The sequence below is a fragment of the Streptomyces sp. NBC_01216 genome, from assembly GCF_035994945.1.
Lineage (GTDB): Bacteria > Actinomycetota > Actinomycetes > Streptomycetales > Streptomycetaceae > Streptomyces.
Genome location: NZ_CP108677.1, coordinates 4,097,214 through 4,114,412, shown reverse-complemented (window position 1 = coordinate 4,114,412; position 17,199 = coordinate 4,097,214). Strand labels below are relative to the sequence as shown.

General features: G+C 73.6%; 13 protein-coding genes. 7 read left to right on the top strand and 6 right to left on the bottom strand.

Annotated elements, in window-relative coordinates; translation table 11 throughout:
* Positions 1 to 42: 42 nt before the first annotated feature.
* Positions 43 to 1,584, bottom strand: coding sequence for a FadD3 family acyl-CoA ligase (locus OG393_RS18180; protein ID WP_327378467.1), 1,542 nt, complete (start codon positions 1,582 to 1,584; stop codon positions 43 to 45).
* 96 nt (positions 1,585 to 1,680) lie between these two features.
* Here OG393_RS18180 and OG393_RS18175 point away from each other — a divergent pair, with 96 nt between their 5' ends.
* From OG393_RS18175 to OG393_RS18165, 3 genes are read left to right on the top strand one after another with little or no spacing between them, the layout of a single operon-like run.
* Positions 1,681 to 2,823: a lipid-transfer protein gene (locus tag OG393_RS18175; protein WP_327375715.1), complete on the top strand. Its 1,143-nt coding sequence runs from the start codon at positions 1,681 to 1,683 to the stop codon at positions 2,821 to 2,823.
* A 15-nt stretch (positions 2,824 to 2,838) separates the two neighbouring features.
* A complete protein-coding gene (locus tag OG393_RS18170) occupies positions 2,839 to 3,270 on the top strand; it encodes a Zn-ribbon domain-containing OB-fold protein (protein ID WP_327375714.1) in 432 nt (143 codons plus the stop codon).
* On the top strand, positions 3,267 to 4,037 hold the full coding sequence (locus tag OG393_RS18165; RefSeq protein WP_327375713.1) for an enoyl-CoA hydratase/isomerase family protein: 771 nt from the start codon (positions 3,267 to 3,269) through the stop codon (positions 4,035 to 4,037). Before OG393_RS18170 ends, OG393_RS18165 begins: the two co-directional genes overlap by 4 nt.
* A gap of 60 nt (positions 4,038 to 4,097) precedes the next feature.
* Here OG393_RS18165 and OG393_RS18160 read toward each other — a convergent pair whose 3' ends face one another.
* The gene (locus OG393_RS18160; RefSeq protein WP_327375712.1) at positions 4,098 to 4,634 is read right to left on the bottom strand and encodes a hypothetical protein; all 537 of its coding nucleotides are present in this window, start codon (positions 4,632 to 4,634) and stop codon (positions 4,098 to 4,100) included.
* Positions 4,635 to 4,908: 274 nt separating this feature from the next.
* Here OG393_RS18160 and OG393_RS18155 point away from each other — a divergent pair, with 274 nt between their 5' ends.
* Entirely contained in the window at positions 4,909 to 5,547 is a 639-nt protein-coding gene (locus tag OG393_RS18155; protein ID WP_327375711.1) for a hypothetical protein, read from the top strand.
* Positions 5,548 to 5,637: 90 nt separating this feature from the next.
* Here OG393_RS18155 and OG393_RS18150 read toward each other — a convergent pair whose 3' ends face one another.
* Together OG393_RS18150 and OG393_RS18145 are read right to left on the bottom strand one after the other, a co-directional pair.
* Positions 5,638 to 8,046 carry an outer membrane protein assembly factor BamB family protein gene (locus OG393_RS18150; protein ID WP_327375710.1) on the bottom strand — a complete coding sequence of 803 codons (2,409 nt, stop codon included), beginning with the start codon at positions 8,044 to 8,046 and terminating at the stop codon, positions 5,638 to 5,640.
* Positions 8,047 to 8,149: 103 nt separating this feature from the next.
* A complete protein-coding gene (locus tag OG393_RS18145; protein ID WP_327375709.1) occupies positions 8,150 to 9,202 on the bottom strand; it encodes a VOC family protein in 1,053 nt (350 codons plus the stop codon).
* A 305-nt stretch (positions 9,203 to 9,507) separates the two neighbouring features.
* Between OG393_RS18145 and OG393_RS18140 the strand changes: the two genes are divergently transcribed.
* Positions 9,508 to 10,155: a TetR family transcriptional regulator gene (locus OG393_RS18140; RefSeq protein ID WP_327375708.1), complete on the top strand. Its 648-nt coding sequence runs from the start codon at positions 9,508 to 9,510 to the stop codon at positions 10,153 to 10,155.
* Positions 10,156 to 10,351: 196 nt separating this feature from the next.
* Here the strand turns inward: OG393_RS18140 and OG393_RS18135 are convergent, their stop codons facing one another.
* Both OG393_RS18135 and OG393_RS18130 read right to left on the bottom strand, forming a co-directional pair.
* Positions 10,352 to 10,846, bottom strand: a complete 495-nt coding sequence (locus tag OG393_RS18135; RefSeq protein WP_327375707.1) for a nitroreductase family deazaflavin-dependent oxidoreductase — start codon at positions 10,844 to 10,846, stop codon at positions 10,352 to 10,354.
* Complete coding sequence (locus tag OG393_RS18130) at positions 10,846 to 12,036, bottom strand: acyl-CoA dehydrogenase family protein (RefSeq protein ID WP_327375706.1); 1,191 nt, start codon at positions 12,034 to 12,036, stop codon at positions 10,846 to 10,848. Before OG393_RS18130 ends, OG393_RS18135 begins: the two co-directional genes overlap by 1 nt.
* A gap of 182 nt (positions 12,037 to 12,218) precedes the next feature.
* On the opposite strand from OG393_RS18130, the gene OG393_RS18125 reads away from it, so the two are divergent.
* Both OG393_RS18125 and OG393_RS18120 read left to right on the top strand, forming a co-directional pair.
* Positions 12,219 to 13,406, top strand: coding sequence for a thiolase C-terminal domain-containing protein (locus tag OG393_RS18125; protein ID WP_327375705.1), 1,188 nt, complete (start codon positions 12,219 to 12,221; stop codon positions 13,404 to 13,406).
* A 345-nt stretch (positions 13,407 to 13,751) separates the two neighbouring features.
* The gene (locus tag OG393_RS18120) at positions 13,752 to 17,111 is read left to right on the top strand and encodes a hypothetical protein (protein WP_327375704.1); all 3,360 of its coding nucleotides are present in this window, start codon (positions 13,752 to 13,754) and stop codon (positions 17,109 to 17,111) included.
* Positions 17,112 to 17,199: the final 88 nt, after the last annotated feature.

Genomic DNA, 17,199 nt, shown 5'->3' with positions numbered 1-17,199 from the left:
CGGGGTGCCGACGCCCGCGCCCGGTCCTGAGGGCGGACTCCGTCAGCGCCCCCGCAGCTCCCCCTTCACCACCTTGCCGCTCGCGTTGCGCGGCAGTTCCGCCACGAACTCGACCTCGCGCGGCACCTTGAAGTTCGCCATCTCCCGGCGCGCCCAGGCGATCAGGTCGTCGGCCGTCACCCGTGCGCCGGACCGCCGGACCGCGAACGCCTTGCCCACCTCGCCGAGCCGCGCGTCCGGGATGCCGACGACCGCGACATCGGCGATGTCCGGATGAAGGCCGAGGAGTTGCTCGATCTCGGCCGGGTAGGCGTTGAAGCCGCCGACGATGAACATGTCCTTGACCCTGTCGGTGATCCGCAGGTTGCCCGCCTCGTCCAGGACGCCCACGTCACCCGTGTGCAGCCAGCCGTCCGCGTCGACCGTGCGGGCCGTCTCCTCCTCGTCCTCGAAGTAGCCGCGCATGACGTGGTGGCCGCGCACCAGGATCTCACCGGTCTCCGACACCCGGACCTCCGTGCCGGGGATCGGGCGGCCGGAGGTCGTCGCCACGACGTCGGAGGGGTCTCCCCGGCGGCACATGGTCACGATGCCGCTCGCCTCGGACAGGCCGTACGCGGTGAGGACCGTGTCCACGCCCAGTTCGCCGCGCAGCCGCTCCACCAGCCGGAGCGGCACCACCGCGGCACCGGTGACGACCAGCCGCAGCGGTGAGAGGTCGTGGGAGGCGCGGGCGGGATGGTCCAGCAACGACTGGTGGAGGGTGGGCGGTCCGGGGAGCACCGAGACGCGTTCGGCGGCGATGTTCGCGAGGACGGTGTCCACGTTGAACACGGGCTGCGGGATCATCACCGCGCCGCGCATCAGGCAGGCGATGATCCCGGCCTTGTAGCCGAAGGTGTGGAAGAAGGGGTTCACGATGAGGTAGCGGTCGCCACGGCGCAGGCCGGCGAGGTCGGACCAGATCGCGTAGCAGCGCAGGGTCTGTGCGTGGGTGATGACCACGCCCTTGGGGCGGCCCGTGGTCCCCGAGGTGTAGACGAGGTCCGAGGGGTCGTCGGGGCCCACCGCGTCGGCCCGCGCGCGGACCCGCGAGGAGGGGACCCGGTCGCCTTCGGCCAGGAACGCCTTCCAGGTCAGATAGTCGTCCGGCGCGCTGTCCGCCAGGACGACCACCTTCTCCAGGTGGGGCAGCCGGACGCGGGCGCGACGCAGTGAGGCCACGTACGAGGTGCCCAGGAAGGTGCCGGTGACGAACAGCAGCCGGGCGCGTGAGCGCTCCAGTACGGAGGCCGCCTCGGTCCCCTTGAAGCGGGTGTTCAGCGGGACCAGGACGGCTCCCGCGGTGACCGCGCCCAGAGCCGCGACGATCCAGTCCAGGCTGTTGGGCGCCCAGACGGCCACCCGGTCGCCCGGCCGGACCCCGGAGGCGATGCAGGCCGCCGCGGCGCGTTCGACACGCTCGCCGAGTCCGGCGTACGAGACGCGGGTGCGGCCCTCGACGACCGCCTCGTCGTCTCCGTAGCGCTCGGCCGCCGCGCGCACCAGCCTCGGTATCGATCCCCATTCCAGGTCGCCGCGCATCTCCCACCACTTCCCGCCGGAACCCACTTGCTGACTATCCGTCAGATTAGCGGTAGCCTGACGCGCTGTCAGTAATGGCCGAACGGGGAGGACACCGTGCTCAAGGACGCCACGGCCATCGTCGGGATCGGGCAGACGCCCTTCGCCAGACGGCTCCCCGAGCCGGAGAAGACCCTCGCCTGCCGGGCGATCCTCGCCGCCCTCGACGACGCCGGGATCGCCCCGTCCGAGGTCGACGCCCTCGCCTCGTACACCATGGAGGAGACCGACGAGGTCGAGGTCGCCAAGGCGATCGGCGCCGGGGACGTGACCTTCTTCTCCAAGGTCGGTTTCGGCGGCGGGGGTTCGTGCGCCACCGTCGGCCACCTCGCCGCCGCCGTCGCCACCGGACAGGCCGGCGTCGGCGTCGCCTGGCGCTCACGCAAGCGCGGTTCGGGCCCACGCCCCTGGAAGAACACCCGGACCCAGCTCCCCACCCCCGGACAGTGGACCCGGCCCTTCGGACTGCTGCGGCCCTCCGACGAGATAGGACTCCTCGCCCGCCGTTACCTGCACGAGTACGGCGCCACCCGCGACCACCTCTTCAACGTCGCGCTCGCCTGCCGCAACCGTGCCAACCAGAATCCGGCCGCCGTCATGTACGAACGCCCGCTGACCCGCGAGATGTACATGACCGCCCACTGGATCAGCGAGCCGCTCTGCCTCTTCGACAACTGCCTGGAGACCGACGGCGCGCTGGCCTGCGTCGTCGTCTCCGCGGAACGGGCCCGCGACTGCCGCCGGAAGCCGGTCTACGTCCACTCCGTCGCCCAGGGACTGCCCGCCCAGCACCACGGGATGGTCAACTACTGGAACGACGACCCGCTGACCGGCCCGGCCTGGACCGCCGCCCGGCAGCTCTGGAAGCAGGCAGACTTCGGACCGCGGGACGTGGACGTCGCCCAGATCTACGACGCCTTCACCCCACTCGTCCCGCTCTCCCTCGAGGGCTACGGGTTCTGCTCCCGGGGCGAGGGGGCGGCCTTCACCGAGGGCGGCGCCCTGGAGATCGGCGGCCGGCTGCCCCTGAACACCGGCGGCGGCGGCCTCTCCGAGGCGTACGTCCACGGCTTCAACCTGATCAACGAGGGCGTCAAACAGCTCCGGGGCACCTCCACCGCCCAGGTCCCGGATGCCGCCACCTGCCTGGTCACGGCCGGCGAGGGGGTTCCCACTTCGGCGATTCTGCTGCGAGCGTGAGGAGTTGAGGCACGGATGCTGACACCGGTGGTCGACGAGGACGGCGCCCCCTTCTGGGAGTACACCGCCCGGGGCGAGCTGCGCGTGCAGAGCTGCGCGGCGCCGGAGTGCGGTGAACTCCGCTTCCCGCCCCGCCCCTGCTGCCCGTGCTGCCAGTCCTTCGACAGCGTGTGGCGCCCGATGTCCGGACGCGGCCGGATCTGGTCCTTCGTCCTGCCCCATCCGCCGCTCCTGCCCGACTACGCCGCCCAGGCCCCGTACAACGTCGTCGTCGTGGAACTCGCCGAGGCACCCCGCATCCGCCTCGTCGGGAACGTGGTCGCCGCCCCGGACGCTCCCCTGGACTCGGTCGACCCGGCCCGGCTGCGGATCGGCGCGGCCGTGCGGGTCGTCTTCACCGACGTCGACGGCTTCGCCGTACCGCGCTGGCTGCTGGAGCGCGGATGAGCATCACCGTCGCACGCGACGAGGAGACCGGGGTCGCCGTCGTCACCCTCGACCGTCCGGAGAAGCACAACGCCCTGACCCTGGGGATGGCCCGCGAACTGGCCGCCGTCTGGCGCGGGTTCCGCTACGAGGACGCCGTCCGGGCGGTCGTCGTCACCGGCGCCGGGCAGCGGGCCTTCTGCACCGGCATCGACCGCGCCGCCGAGGTCCCGCAGCCCTCCTCCCCGTACACGATCGACGATCCGCTGCTCACCGTCGGCCCGAAGGCGAACGATCTGTGGAAGCCCGTGATCGCGGCCGTGGAGGGGATGGCCTGCGGCGGGGCGTTCTATCTCCTCGGGGAAGCGGAGTTCCTGGTCGCCGGCGAAGGGGCCGCCTTCTTCGACCCGCACACGGCCTATGGCATGGTCAGCGCCTTCGAGACCGTCCACATGGCGCAGCGGATGCCGTTCGGGGAGGTCGCGCGGATGGCGCTGACCGGGACCGCCGAGCGGATCTCGGCCCGGCGGGCCTACGAGACGGGTCTGGTCTCCGAGCTCACGGAGCCCGGCGGGGCACTGGCCGCCGCCCGACGGGTCGCCGCCGTCATCGCCTCCTACCCCACGGAGGCCGTCCAGGGCACGGTCCGCGCCCTGTGGTCGGCCAAGGAGGCCGGCCGCGCGCCGGCCCTCGCCCTGGCACCCCATCTGGTCACGCTGGGGAACCTGCCACCCGAGCGGCAGGCCGGGCTGTTCGCCCGGCGCCGCGGCGGGCACCGCCTGCGCTGACCGACCCCGGGGGGCTCGGCCCGGCGGAGCCGCCACACGGCGGCTCCCGCACCCGGCGCCCTACTCGCGCACCCGCGCGTCGGACACCCGGCAGTCCTTCACCCGGTCGACGGCCCTCGGGGTCCTCATCGCGACCTCGAAGGTCTTCGTCTCCCCGGCCTCGACCGTGATCACCCGCTCGGCGGTGTCGACCCGCGCACCCTGGGCGTCCTCGAAGGCCAGGATGACCGCGTAGGTCTGCGCGACGCTCTCGCGGGAGGTGATCCGCAGGGTGGAGGTGGTGTCCGCCTTGCGGGCCGGCTTGGAGCCGCGCTTCTTCTGTTCCGGCCGGACGCAGTCCACGACCACGACCTCGAACCGTTTGCTCGGCGACGCCTCGACCGTGGGGGCGGCGGTCGCGTGCTGCGACCCGCCGCCCGCGTCGTCGGAGTCGTAGTCGTCGTTCCGCTTCCGGGAGTGGGAGCAGCCGCCGCCGGAGTCCCCGGACGTGCTGCCGCCCCTGCTCTTCCCGCTCCTGCTCTTCGAGCTCTTGCTCGTGCCGCTGCCGCTGCTCGTCTGGAAACCGGTCAGTGCCAGTGCGACCGCCGTGAGTGTCACAGCGAGCCTGAGTCCCCGCTTCCGTGCCGTCCCCGTCGTCATGTCGAGCCCCCGTGCCGTCTGTCGTGTTCGCGCCAGCCTAGTGCCACGCCGGGCGGTGTCCGGCGTGATGAAGACGCCGGATCGGCCTCGTCCGGGGGCTGTTCGGCCGATGCGGCGCGGCCCGTCGCGGGCGGCGCGGCCGGCCCGCGCCGGTCCGCCCGGCGCCACGTGGCAGGCCGTCGCCGCCCGGCGTAGCGTCGGGAGCGAGAGCCGGACCGAAGGAGGCCGATCGATGATCCGCAATGTCATCGGCTCGGTCCTGGCCCTCGCCGGAGCGACGGCCGCCGTCTGGAGCCCCTTCCGTGCCTGGTACGACGGCCGTCACGGCAGCGACTACCGCATCGACGACCTCTTCACCGGCATCACCGACGCGCAGGCGGAGGTGATCGGCTCGATCCTGCTCCCCTTCGCGTTCGCGGCCCTGGTCACCGTGCTCGGCGTGGTGCTCCGGTCCCGGACACTGGTGGCACTCGCCGGGCTGATCGTGCTCGGCTTCACCATCCTGTGGATGGTGCGGGTGGGCCAGGCCGAGGGCGGCCTGACGGTCGGCGGCGACGGTACGGGGCTGGGCGACGGCGTCGCGAACGCCGTCGGAGGCGGGATTCTCCTCCTGCTGGGCGCGGTGGTCATGTCCGGGCGCGGCAGGACGCGCACCGCCCGGCTCGACACCCCGCCCCGTCCCGCGCCCGCGTATCCGCCCCCGGAAGGCGACGGAACCGGCGGTCGCGGTCATCCCGCGCCGGACACCTACCCGGGCCCGCCCCCGTCCTCCGCGCCCACACGGACGATGGAGGAACCGTACGGGCCGCCCTCGTGGGAGCCGGAGGGAGAGCGGCGGGACGAGGGGCCGCCGTCAGGGCGGCGGCCCTGACGACACCGGCCGCGCCGCCGCCGGGCCGGACCGCCCGGGACCGGCCCCGCACCACCGGGGCCCGCTCAGGGGACCCGACAGGCTCTCAGCTCAGGAGCGGGCCGCGGACCGTCCCGTGGCCGTGCCCTTGACGGCGTCCAGGGCGTACACGCACCGGTCCTTGCTGCACGCGTACACGACCCCGTCACGGGCCACCGGCGAACCGGTGATCTCACCGCCGGTCGCCAACTTCCAGCGCAGCTGGCCGCCCGTCGCGTCCAGCGTGTAGAGGACGTGGTCGGCGGAGCCGAAGTGCACCCGGCCGTCGGCGACGACCGGGGCGCCGATCAGCTCCCCGCCCGCCGCGAACCGCCACTTCGGGGTGCCGGTGACCGCGTCGAGCGTGTACAGCGCGCTTCCGCTGCCGACGTGCACGTTGCCGTCGACGACCAGGACCGGCTCGACCGACTGGCGGGCCTCGGTGGCGATCCGCCAGCGGTCCTGGCCGGTGGCCGCGTCCAGCGCGTAGACCGTGCCGAGGTAGTCGGCGAGATAGACGCCGCCGCCGGTGACGGCCGGCCCGGGGGCGAAGACCGGCGGGGAGAGGAAGACCGCGGGTGCCTCGAAGTGCCAGCGGACGTGTCCGCCGGCGATGTCGATCGACAGCACCCGGGTGCCGGCCGCGACGTACACGCAGCCGTCCTCGGCCGGTGCCACCCGGACCGGGACACCGCCGCAGGAGGCGGCGTCGCCGACCGGGTACGACCAGCGCTCGGCACCGCTGCGCGCTTCCAGGGCCCACAGCCGGGCGTCCCGCCAGACGTACACCGTGTCGCCGTGGACGGACGGGCCGGCCTCCGGGGTCTCGAAGTCGCTCTGCGCGCCGGTGACCTCCCACAGCTTGGCTCCGGTGGACGCCTCCCACGCCTGGACCCCGCCGCCCCGGGTACCGGTCACCAGCGTGCCCCGGTCGACCTGAAGCGAGTACACCCACGCGTCCGTCGCGAGACGCCAGCGCTCGCCGCCGTCGGAGGAGTCGAGCGCGTACAGCGTGGGACCGTCGGAGGCGTGGATGCGACCCTGTTCCACCGCCATGGACCAGGCCACGTCGCGGGTCTTGAACTGGCGTCGGCCGCTGGCCACGTCCAGGGCGTGCACCTCGAAGGACGTCACGTACAGCAGGTCGCCGTCGACGACCGGGGTGCCCCAGACGTCGTTCGACATCCGGAAACGCCAGGGCCGCCAGAGACCCGGCTCCTGCTGCTGGGCCGGGGACGGGCCGTCGGCGGGCGGGGCGGGCGAGGGCAGCGGCCGGGCACCCGGGGGCGGACCTGGCTCGGTGCCGTTCGCCCCGCCGGGCGGACGGATCCAGCCGGTGGCCGGACCGGCTCCGGCCCCCAGACCGAAGGTGGCGCGGGTGTCGGCGACCCGGGGCCCCGGCCCGATCGGGACGGTGGCCCCGGCGAGCCGGACCGGACCGCCGCCCTCCGCGGGACCGGCGTGCCGGCCGGCCGGGACGGGGTGGCCGTTCCCACGGGGGTCCGCGCCCCCTTCCGGTGCGGGCCGGGGCGGGCGCGGCGGTACGGGCGGCGCGGGCGGTGCGGAGACCGGCGCGGGGAGACTCGTCCGGCCGCCGCGGCGGTGCTCGATCATCGCGGTGGCGCTCTGCGGCAGCCAGGCGGAGGCCGTGCCGCTGTCGTCGCTGCCCGAGCCGAAGAGGTGCGGGGCGAGCTGCGCCTGGAGGTCGGCCGGGGAGGGGCGGCGAGAGACGTCCATCTGCATGCAGGACTCGATGAGCGGGCGCAGCTCGTCCGGCAGTCCTTCCAGGTCAGGGCCCTCGCGCAGCAGCATGAAGACGGTCTCGACCGGGTTGGCACCGTGGAACGGGGCATGGCCGGTGGCGGCGAACACCAGCATCGACCCCAGCGAGAACACGTCGCTGGCGCCGGTGACGCTGCGCGAGTCGCGGGCCTGCTCGGGAGACATGTACGCGGGCGTGCCGACCGCGACGTTGGTCATGGTCAGGCGGGTGTTGGAGACCCCGGAGGCGATACCGAAGTCGATCACCCGCGGCCCGTCCTCGACGACCAGGACGTTGGACGGCTTCAGGTCGCGGTGGACCAGACCCGCGCCGTGGATGGACTGCAGGGCCTCGGCGACACCGGCGGCCAGCCAGCGCACCGCCTGGGCCGGCAGCGGCCCGCACTCGTTCACTATTTCCTCGAGAGAGGGCGCGGGAACGTAGGCGGTGGCCAGCCAGGGCACGGCCGCCCGCGGGTCGGCGTCGACGACGGCCGCCGTGTAGAAACCGGAGACGGCCCGCGCGGCCTCGACCTCACGGGTGAATCGGACGCGGAACAGCTGGTCCTCGGCGAGTTCGGTCCGCACGGTCTTGATCGCCACCCGACGCCCGGACGCCGAGCGTGCGAGGTACACGAGACCCATGCCACCTGCGCCGAGCCGGCCCAGCACCTCGAAAGGCCCGATCCGTCTCGGGTCGTGCTGCGTCAGCTGCTCCACTTGCCTGCCACCTCCCCGTACGGGCCATGAGAATACGGCCCCGTGGCCCTGATTCTTCCTGTCCGGGGCGGTGGTGGCGAACCCGGGGGCGGATCGGGGTGTCCTATCTCATTTCGCCGGGCTCCCCGCCGGCCGGCGACCCCGGTCCGGGAGCGGGCCGGGGGCCGTCCGCCGAGCCCGGCCCGGTGCCGGCGCCCCGGACCGGGCCGGTGCCGGTTCCGGGCGCGCCGCCGGGAGTGTCGCGCGCCTCGGAGGCGTCGGGGGTGCCGGGAGCGTCGGAGTCGGCGGGGACGGTTCCCTCGGACGCGGACGCGGACTCGGACTCGAGCCCGGCGCCCGGCTCGGCCGCAGCCTCGGCCGGACCGGCCGGGGGGTCCGCGGCGGTGGGCTCGGCCAGGACCGCGAAGCGCGCGCCCTGGTTGTCGTGCAGGACGGCGATCCGGCCGTGCGGGGTGTCGAAGGGCGGGTTGGTGACGCGTCCGCCGAGCCGGACGGCCGTGGCGCAGGTCTCGTCGCAGTCACGGACGGCGAAATAGACCAGGATGTGGCCGGGCATCGCCGCCGGGAACGCCTCGGTGAGCACGGCCCGGCCGCCGAAGGCGGTGTCCTGCTCGGAGCGGGAGCCGGGCGGAGACCAGACCCGGTAGTCGAATCCGCTGTCCCGGCCCTCCTCGGCCGCCTCGATCTGGCGGCCCAGGTAGCCGAAGACGGAGGCGTAGAAGGTGTCGACCGCGTCCCGCTCCCGCGTGTAGACCTCCATCCAGCAAAAGGAACCGGGCCGCATCGTCTTCTCGAAGCCGTCGTCCTCCCCCGTCTGGCGCAGTCCGAAGACCGCGCCGCCGGGATCGGCGGCGAGCGCCATCACGCCGAACGGGCCGACGGGATAGGGCTCCATGATCATCCGCCCGCCGGCGGCCTTGATCCGGGCGGCGAGCGTGCCGGCGTCCGAGGTGGCCAGGTAGACCGTCCAGGTGGTCGGCATCCTGCCGTCCCGCTTGGGCAGGAGTCCGGCCACCCGTTCGCCGTCGCTGAGGGCCTCGTCCCGGTCGGCGTCGAAGGTCCAGCCGAAGAGTTCGCCGTAGAACCGCTTGCCCGCCTCGAGGTCGGGAAGCTGCGCGTCCACCCAGCACGGGGTGCCCTCCGTGAATGCGGCCATGGCTCCACGCTAGGCCCGGAAGTCCGGCACCGCACCCCTCGAAATGCTGACATAGGGGCAGATGGGGGCCTGCCGGGCCGGGCGCTTCCCGGCTTGTCCACCGAAGTTGTCCACAGGCTGTTGATAATCCCGTTCGAGCAGGGAACACCAGGCCGGGGGCCGCGGGGCGCGGCCGACGCGGCCGCGCGGGACACGACCGGCCCGATGGAACGCCCGGACAGCCCCCTCCCGGGTCCCCGAGGGGCCCGCACCCCATTTGCAGTCGGCCGAATCGCGCGCCGATCACCCGTCGGTAAGCTGACGGCATGACAGGACAAGTACGCACCGTCGACGGCCGCGTGGCCGGACGACGCGGTCAGGCGACGCGGCAGAAGCTGCTCGACTGCCTCAGCGAGATGCTCAGCTCCTCGCCGTACCGGGACGTCAAGGTCATCGACGTGGCCCGGAAGGCGGGCACTTCCCCCGCGACCTTCTACCAGTACTTCCCCGATGTCGAGGGCGCCGTCCTCGAGATCGCGGAGGAAATGGCCAAGGAGGGAACGGGATTGACCGAACTGCTCTCCGGCCGTTCCTGGGTCGGCAAGGCCGGCTGGACGACCTCCGAGGAACTCGTCGAGGGTTTCCTGGACTTCTGGCGCAGGCACGACGCGATCCTGCGCGTGGTGGACCTCGGGGCCGCCGAGGGCGACAAACGCTTCTACAAGATCAGGATGAAGATCCTCAACTCCGTCACCAACTCCCTGACGGACGCGGTGAAGGAACTCCAGGCGAAGGGCAGGGTCGACAAGGACGTCAGCCCCGCGGCGATGGCGGGCTCCCTGGTCGCCATGCTGGCCTCGGTCGCCGGCCACCAGAAGGGGTTCCAGACCTGGGGCGTGAAGCAGGCCGAACTGAAGCCGAACCTGGCGCTGTTGGTCCATCTGGGCATCACGGGGAAGAAGCCCGTGAAGTAGCCCGCGCCGTGTCCCCTTCATCCGTCCTGTCGCGCCGACGGCGGTCCTCCCGCGAGACACCGCCGTCGGCGTTCCCGTGTCCGGCCCCGCCGCGGGCGGGCGCGGCACGGGCACGGCCGGAGCGGGGCCGGACCCCCGCGGATCACGCGGGGGCGGACACCCGTCACCACAGGCCGGGCCCGGCGAAGCCCTGGCGTCACGGCGGACCGGGGTCAGGCTCCCGCCGCGTCAGCCGGAAGAGCCGGATCTCCCGCTCCACCCGCGCCTGGTAGATCGCGTACGGCGGCCAGAACTCCAGCGCCACCCGCCAGGCCGCCGCCCGCCGGTCCCCGGTCAGCAGTTCCGCCCGCACGGGAATCGCCTCCCCCCGCCAGCTCACCTCCGCGTCCGGGTTCCTGAGCAGGTTGCCGGTCCAGGCGGGATGCCCCTCACGCCCGAAGTTGGACCCGATCAGCAGCCAGCCACCGGAGGGCTCCGGCACGCAGGCCAGCGGCGTCCGCCGGGGCAGCCCCGACCTGGCCCCGCGCGCGGTGAGGACCACGCCCGGCAGCATGCGGGCGCTCGGCAGCACCCTCCCCCGGGTCAGCCGGTGCACCGCCCGGTCCAGCGCCGGCACGACGTGCGGCGCCACCTTGGAGAAGGCGCGGGTGGAGGACACCTTCCGCATCATGCGTACGCCGATGCTCGCCATCAGTGGGCCACCTCCCGGGCAGCGTCGCCGAACAGGCCCGTCGCCTCGGCCGCGCGGGCCCGCAGCCGGTGGACCGGCCCGAAGAGCAGCTCGTCGGCCGCCGCCCGCTTGAAATACAGGTGTGCCTCGTGTTCCCAGGTGAAGCCGATGCCCCCGTGGAGCTGGATCGTGTCCGCCGCCACCGCCCGCAGCGCCTCCAGGGCCGAGGCGAGGGCGAGCCCGGCGGCCCCGGGCTCGCACGTGGCACGGTGCGCCAGGGCACGCGCCGACTCCAGCAGGACGTACAGGTCCGCCAGCCGGTGCTTGACCGCCTGGAAGGAGCCGACGGGGCGGCCGAACTGCTCGCGGACCCCGACGTACCCGACCGTCCGGTCCAGGGCCGCCTGGGCCGCGCCGACCGTCTCGAACGCGAGGACCAGGGCCGCCGTCCGCCCCACGGCGGCCAGCGCCGCCGGCAGGCCCGGCCCGGCGGGAGGGTCCTCCCCGAGCGGTTCCGCCTCGACGTCCCTCAGCCGGACGACCGCCTGGGGGCGCGTCGCGTCGAGGGTCGGCCGGCGCACCCGGACCAGGCCCGCCGCCCCGTCCGTCACGAGGAACAGCCGGGTCCGGCTCCGCGCGAAACCGCCGATGTGCGCGGCGACCACGAGCAGCCCGGCGCTGTGCCCGTCGAGGACCTGCGCCACCTCCCCGTAGAGCCGCCAGCGACCGTCCACCCTCCGCCCCTGGACACCCCCGGCCCGGCCTCCCCCGGCCCAGGAGCCGTCGGCGGCGTCCCCGGTGAGCCCGAGGGCTCGCGCGAGCGAGCCGCCCGGGACGGCGAGGGCGCAGGTCAGCGAGCCGTCGGCGATGCGCGGCAGGAGCTCCGCGCGCTGCGCCACACCGCCCAGGGCGGCGATCAGCGGGGCGGCGAGGACGGCGGTCGCCAGGAGCGGCGACGGCGCGAGCACCCGGCCGGTCTCCTCACAGGCGAGGGCCAGTTCGACGGGTCCGCAGCCGACTCCCCCGTACTTCTCGGGCAGGGCGAGGCCGGACAGCCCGAGGGCACCGGACATCCGGCTCCACAGACCGGCGTCATAGCCCGCGGGGGTCGCGACGGCGGCACGGACCTCGGCGGGTCCGCAGTGCGTGGCGAGCAGTTCGCGCAGGGTGCGGCGGATCTCGTCCTGCTCCTCGGTGAAGGCGGCGTCCATGGGCTCCCCTCCATATCTGACGGCGCGTCATATTAGGCCGGGGCGCGACAGAAGCACAGGGCCGGGGGTCGACGGGATCGGCGCACCGCGCGAAACGGGGCGGCGGTGCGGGCGCCCACACCGCACGGACCCTCGCGCCCGCACCCTGCCCGCCGAACCGCATCTGATGTACCGTCAGATTCATGTCCACCCCTTCACGGAAGCGCGCCGGGCGCCGCGTCGCCGTCGTCGGCGTCTCCCTCTCCGACGGTGGCCGCGTCGACGGCGCCACTCCCTACGCCCTGCACGCCCAGGCCGCCCGCCGCGCCCTCGCCGACAGCGGACTCGGACGCTCCGCGATCGACGGCCTCGCTTCGGCGGGCCTGGGCACCCTCGCCCCGGCGGAGGTCGCCGAGTACCTCGGCCTGCGCCCTCGCTGGGTCGATTCGACCGCGGTCGGCGGCGCCACCTGGGAGGTGATGGCCGCCCACGCGGCCGACGCCATCGCCGCGGGGCACGCCGACGTCGTCCTGCTGGTCTACGGCTCCACCGCCCGCGCGGACATCAAGGCGCGGCGCCGGACCGCGAACCTCTCCTTCGGCGCACGCGGCCCGCTGCAGTTCGATGTGCCGTACGGCCACACCCTCGTCGCGAAGTACGCGATGGCCGCCCGCCGACACATGCACACCTACGGCACGACCCTGGAACAGCTCGCCGAGGTCGCCGTCCAGGCGCGGGCGAACGCGTCCGCCAACCCGGAGGCGATGTTCCGCGAACCGATCACCGTGGACGAGGTGCTGGGCGGCCCGGTGATCGCCGACCCGTTCACCAAGCTGCACTGCTGCGTCCGCAGCGACGGCGGCTGCGCGGTGCTGCTGGCGGCCGAGGAGTACGTACCCGACACGGCGAAGGCCCCGGTCTGGGTCCTCGGCACCGGCGAGTACGTCTCGCACACCTCGATGTCGCAGTGGCCCGACTTCACGCTCTCCCCGGCGGCGGTCAGCGGCCGGCTGGCCTTCGAGCGGGCGGGGGTACGACCCGCGGACATCGAACTCGCCCAGATATACGACGCGTTCACCTATATGACGCTGGTGACACTGGAGGATCTGGGGTTCTGCCCGAAGGGCGAGGGCGGCGCCTTCGCCGGGAAGGGGCACCTCACGGTGGGCGGTGGCGGGCTGCCGGTGAACACCGACGGAGGCGGACTGTCGGCCTGCCACCCGGGCATGCGGGGTCTGTTCTTGCTGGTGGAGGCGGTGCGACAACTGCGCGGGGAGGCGCCGGGGGCGCAGGTCCGCAGGCCGGACGGAAGCCTGCCGGAGCTGGCGGTGGCCTCGGGCACGGGCGGCTGGTTCTGCTCCTCGGGAACGGTGGTGCTCGGCCGCGGCTGAGAGCCTGCCGGGTGACCTTCGAACGGCAGGCGGGCGCGGCCTGGTGTGTTCGATTCCAAGGCCCCGGGAGGTCGCTGTAGCGGAGCTACTGAGGCATGTCGGCAACGCCGGCAGCGTGCGTGCCAGGGCGTGACCGCCCGGCCAGAGGCCACCCGAAAGGCACTGAGCCCGACTCCCTTCCGGCCGAGCACCGTTTGAACGAGTTCGAAAATCGCTTCCGGTGTCTCCGGTGACGCTGTTAGGATCACGCTTTCGGGCGGATTCCGCCGCAGGGGACGGACCGGACCAGTCGGCCGTAGCGGCGCCCGCCCCAGCCTGACCAGGCATTTCCAAGGGGGAAGCAGCATGCGCCGTCACGCGCGCGTCCACACGCGCGGATCACTCGCGATGATCGTCACCCTGGGCGTCACGGCCGGCCTGTGCGCCGCCACCGCGGGGCCCGCCGCCGCCGACACCTCGGCGCCGGCCGCCGTGGACGAGACGGTGATTCCCGCCCCCGGCCGCTACAAGCCACGCGACGAGCTCCTGTGGCACGCGGGCACCCGTGGCTACGCGCACCGGATGGAGGGCACCGGTACCGTCTGGACCGACTTCGCGACCGGGACCCACACGCCCATCCCCACCCCGCGGCCCGAGGACCACTCGGGGCTCTCGACCACGATCGACTCCGTTCCCGCCGACCAGCCCCGCACCCTCACCGTCTCCGACCTGGCCACCGGATCACGGAAGGCGATCACCCTTCCGGGCGGGCAGATCTGGGCCAAGGCGTACAACGCCGACACGGCCGTCACCTACACCGAGGGCAGGGATGGCACCCCGGCCTCGGTGACCCTGTGGCAGTCGTCGGCCGACGGCACCACGGTCGAGCGGGCCGTCGCGAAACCGCCCGCGGCCACGGGCCGGCTCTTCGTCCTCGCGCAGGACACCCGGGGCGCGCTCGTACGGTTCCGCGACGACGGCGGCACCCTCTACCTGCTCGACTACGCCTCCGCCACCGTGAAGCCCCTGCCGGAGAGGTTCGCCCCGACCTTCTCCTACTCGCTGGGAGAGCGGCACATCGTGGCGCACGCGAGCTACGCGGACGAGCTGCTCTCCGTTCCGCGGGCCGACCTGACGGCGGCCCCCGTCACCACCGACCTCCCCGGGGCCACCGGCGCGGAGGGCCCCGGCGAGCGCTTCTCCGTCGTCGGCGACACCCTGCTCTTCCAGCGCACGCTGACCTACCCGGAGAACGGCTACGAGCAGGGCAACGCCGTGCGGGCGATCCCGGTCGGAGGGGGCCCCGTCACACGGGTCCTCGCGCGGGCCGAGGACGACTCGTTCGTCCGCACACCGGAGGGTGACGTCCTCGTCGTGGGCGGCGGCGGAAGCGGCGACTGGGCCCTGCGGCGGATCACCGTCGACTCCGGCGGCGCGGTGAAGGCGACGCCCGTCCGCGCGCTCCCCCCGGTCCCGGCGACCCTGCGTGGTCTGGCGCTCGGCGGCGGACGCCTGAGCTACCTCGCCGACACCGAGCGGGACGGCATGGACGGCCTGTACGACCTGGACACGAAGGCGGCCACGCCGCCCGCCCCGAAACTGCGGATGAGAGTGATCAACGCGTCGGCGGGCCTGGCCTCACTCGGCGACGGCCAGTCGGCCTACGCGGCGAGCACGCGCGTCAATTCGCCGACCACCACCAGCACCTTGCGCAGCATCCGACTTCCCACCTCCGCAGGGGTGGTGGACGGCTCCGGCCGGTACGTCCTGGCCCAGAACGGCACCACCGCGTACGTCGGGGACCTGGAGAACCACAACATCCACACTCCGGACGTGCCGTTCACCACGGACTCGGCCGCGGCGCTGTGGGACACCAAGGTGTGGAAGCCCGCCGCCACGGCGGGTCAGGTCGACGCCTACGACCTCGGGACGAAGAAGACCTCGGCCGCCGTCGACATCAAGTCCGGCTGCCGGCCCACCGAACTCCAGGCCGTCGGCCGCTGGCTCTACTGGGCCTGCGGAGCGGACAAGGCGGGCGTCTACGACCGGACCCTGAAGAAGAGCGTGGCCGTGCCCGCCGGTGAGGCCCTGCTCGGCGACGGCTACGTCGTCCGCCACGAGGGTGACAAGCTGAAGCTGACCGACGCGGCCACCGGGCTGACCACCGACTTCGCCGACCTCCGGGCCTCCTCCGGTTCGGGCCGCCGTGAGACGTGGACCGTCGACAGGTTCGGGGGCGGTGTCGCCTACCTCGACGCCGCACGGGACATCCGGGTCCGCCAGGTGCCGGTGTCCGCGCAGCCGATGGCCGCCCTGGCCTCGTCGGTCCCGGCGTACCTGTCCTTCGGTGACCGCGTCGGCCTCGAACCGGACGTGGAGTGGAAGCCCGTATGGCGCTTCTCCCGGCAGGTCGGCCCCTGGCGCCTCACGGTCAAGGACCGCGACGGCGTGGTGGTGCGCAGTACGGGCGGCGACCGCGGCGACGGGGCCGCGGTCCGGGCGGTCTGGGACGGGCACGACACCCAGGGGCGCGGCCTGCTGAACGGCACATACCACTGGTCGCTGGAAGTCCTCCCGGTCGGCGGGACCGCCCCCGCCGAGCAGCGGACGCTGACCGGCACGGTGCGGCTGGCGGGCAGCTCGGCGACGACGGTCCCGGGCACGTTCGCCCCCCTGACGCCGACCCGGATCATGGACACCCGCACCGGCCTCGGCGTGCCGCGGGGCAAGCTCGGTGCCGGCGGCTGGACCCGGGTCAAGGTCACGGGCACGGCGGGCGTCCCGGCGACGACGGTCACGGCCGTCGTCCTCAACGTCACCGCGACCAATCCGACGGCTTCCAGCTTCGTCTCCGTGTACCCGGGCGGCACCCCGCGCACCAGCGCGTCCAACCTCAACTTCGCGGCCGGCCGGACCGCCGCGAACCTGGTGACGGTGCCGGTGGTCAACGGCTACGTCGAGTTCTTCAACAAGAACGGCGCGGTCGATCTGCTCGCCGATGTCGCCGGGTACCACACCGAGCGCTGGGGCGGCGCGCTGTACCAGCCGGTCACGCCGAAGCGCCTGATGGACACCCGTGACGGCACCGGCGTCCCGAAGGCCAAGGTCGGACCGGGCAGGACCGTGACACTGCCCGTCACCGAGCCGGGTGTGCGGGCCGTCGTCCTCAACGTGACGGCGACCGCGCCGACGGCGACCGGCTTCGTCTCGGTCTACCCCTACGGCACCGCGCGGCCGACGGTCTCCAACCTCAACTTCACCGCCGGCCGGACCGTGCCCAACCTCGTGGTCGTGCCCGTCGAGGACGGCAAGGTCACCTTCTACAACCACGCGGGCACCGTCGACCTCATCGCCGACGTCTCCGGCTACTACAAGGACGCCGGGTCCCGCTTCACCGGCATGCAGCCCAGGCGCCTGATGGACACCCGCGACGGCACCGGTGTCCCGAAGGCGAAGGTGGGCGCGGGCAAGACGGTGACGCTGGAGGTCGGGACGAAGTACACCGCCGTCGTTCTCAACGTGACCGCCACCGACCCGACCGCGGCCGGCTTCGTCTCGGTCTACCCCTACGGCACCCAGCGGGCCGCCTCGAACCTCAACTTCACCGCCGGCCAGACCGTCCCCAACCTCGTGATCGTGCCCGTCAAGGACGGCAAGGTCACCTTCTACAACCACACCGGCACCGTCGACCTCATCGCCGACGCCGCGGGCTACTTCACCGGCTGACAACCACGGCGGGAGCCCCCCGCCACGAACCGCCCCGGGGCCGGGCCGTCCACCGCGACGACCCGGCCCCGAAACGTCCCCCCACCTG

Bases quoted from the DNA above. Each gene is read 5' to 3' on its own strand.
- OG393_RS18180 (WP_327378467.1), bottom strand. From the start codon at position 1,584: ATGCGCGGCGACCTGGAATGGGGATCGATACCGAGGCTGGTGCGCGCG.
- OG393_RS18140 (WP_327375708.1), top strand. From the start codon at position 9,508: ATGACAGGACAAGTACGCACCGTCGACGGCCGCGTGGCCGGACGACGC.
- OG393_RS18155 (WP_327375711.1), top strand. From the start codon at position 4,909: ATGATCCGCAATGTCATCGGCTCGGTCCTGGCCCTCGCCGGAGCGACG.
- OG393_RS18165 (WP_327375713.1), top strand. From the start codon at position 3,267: ATGAGCATCACCGTCGCACGCGACGAGGAGACCGGGGTCGCCGTCGTC.
- OG393_RS18135 (WP_327375707.1), bottom strand. From the start codon at position 10,846: ATGGCGAGCATCGGCGTACGCATGATGCGGAAGGTGTCCTCCACCCGC.
- OG393_RS18130 (WP_327375706.1), bottom strand. From the start codon at position 12,036: ATGGACGCCGCCTTCACCGAGGAGCAGGACGAGATCCGCCGCACCCTG.
- OG393_RS18120 (WP_327375704.1), top strand. From the start codon at position 13,752: ATGCGCCGTCACGCGCGCGTCCACACGCGCGGATCACTCGCGATGATC.
- OG393_RS18125 (WP_327375705.1), top strand. From the start codon at position 12,219: ATGTCCACCCCTTCACGGAAGCGCGCCGGGCGCCGCGTCGCCGTCGTC.
- OG393_RS18170 (WP_327375714.1), top strand. From the start codon at position 2,839: ATGCTGACACCGGTGGTCGACGAGGACGGCGCCCCCTTCTGGGAGTAC.
- OG393_RS18145 (WP_327375709.1), bottom strand. From the start codon at position 9,202: ATGGCCGCATTCACGGAGGGCACCCCGTGCTGGGTGGACGCGCAGCTT.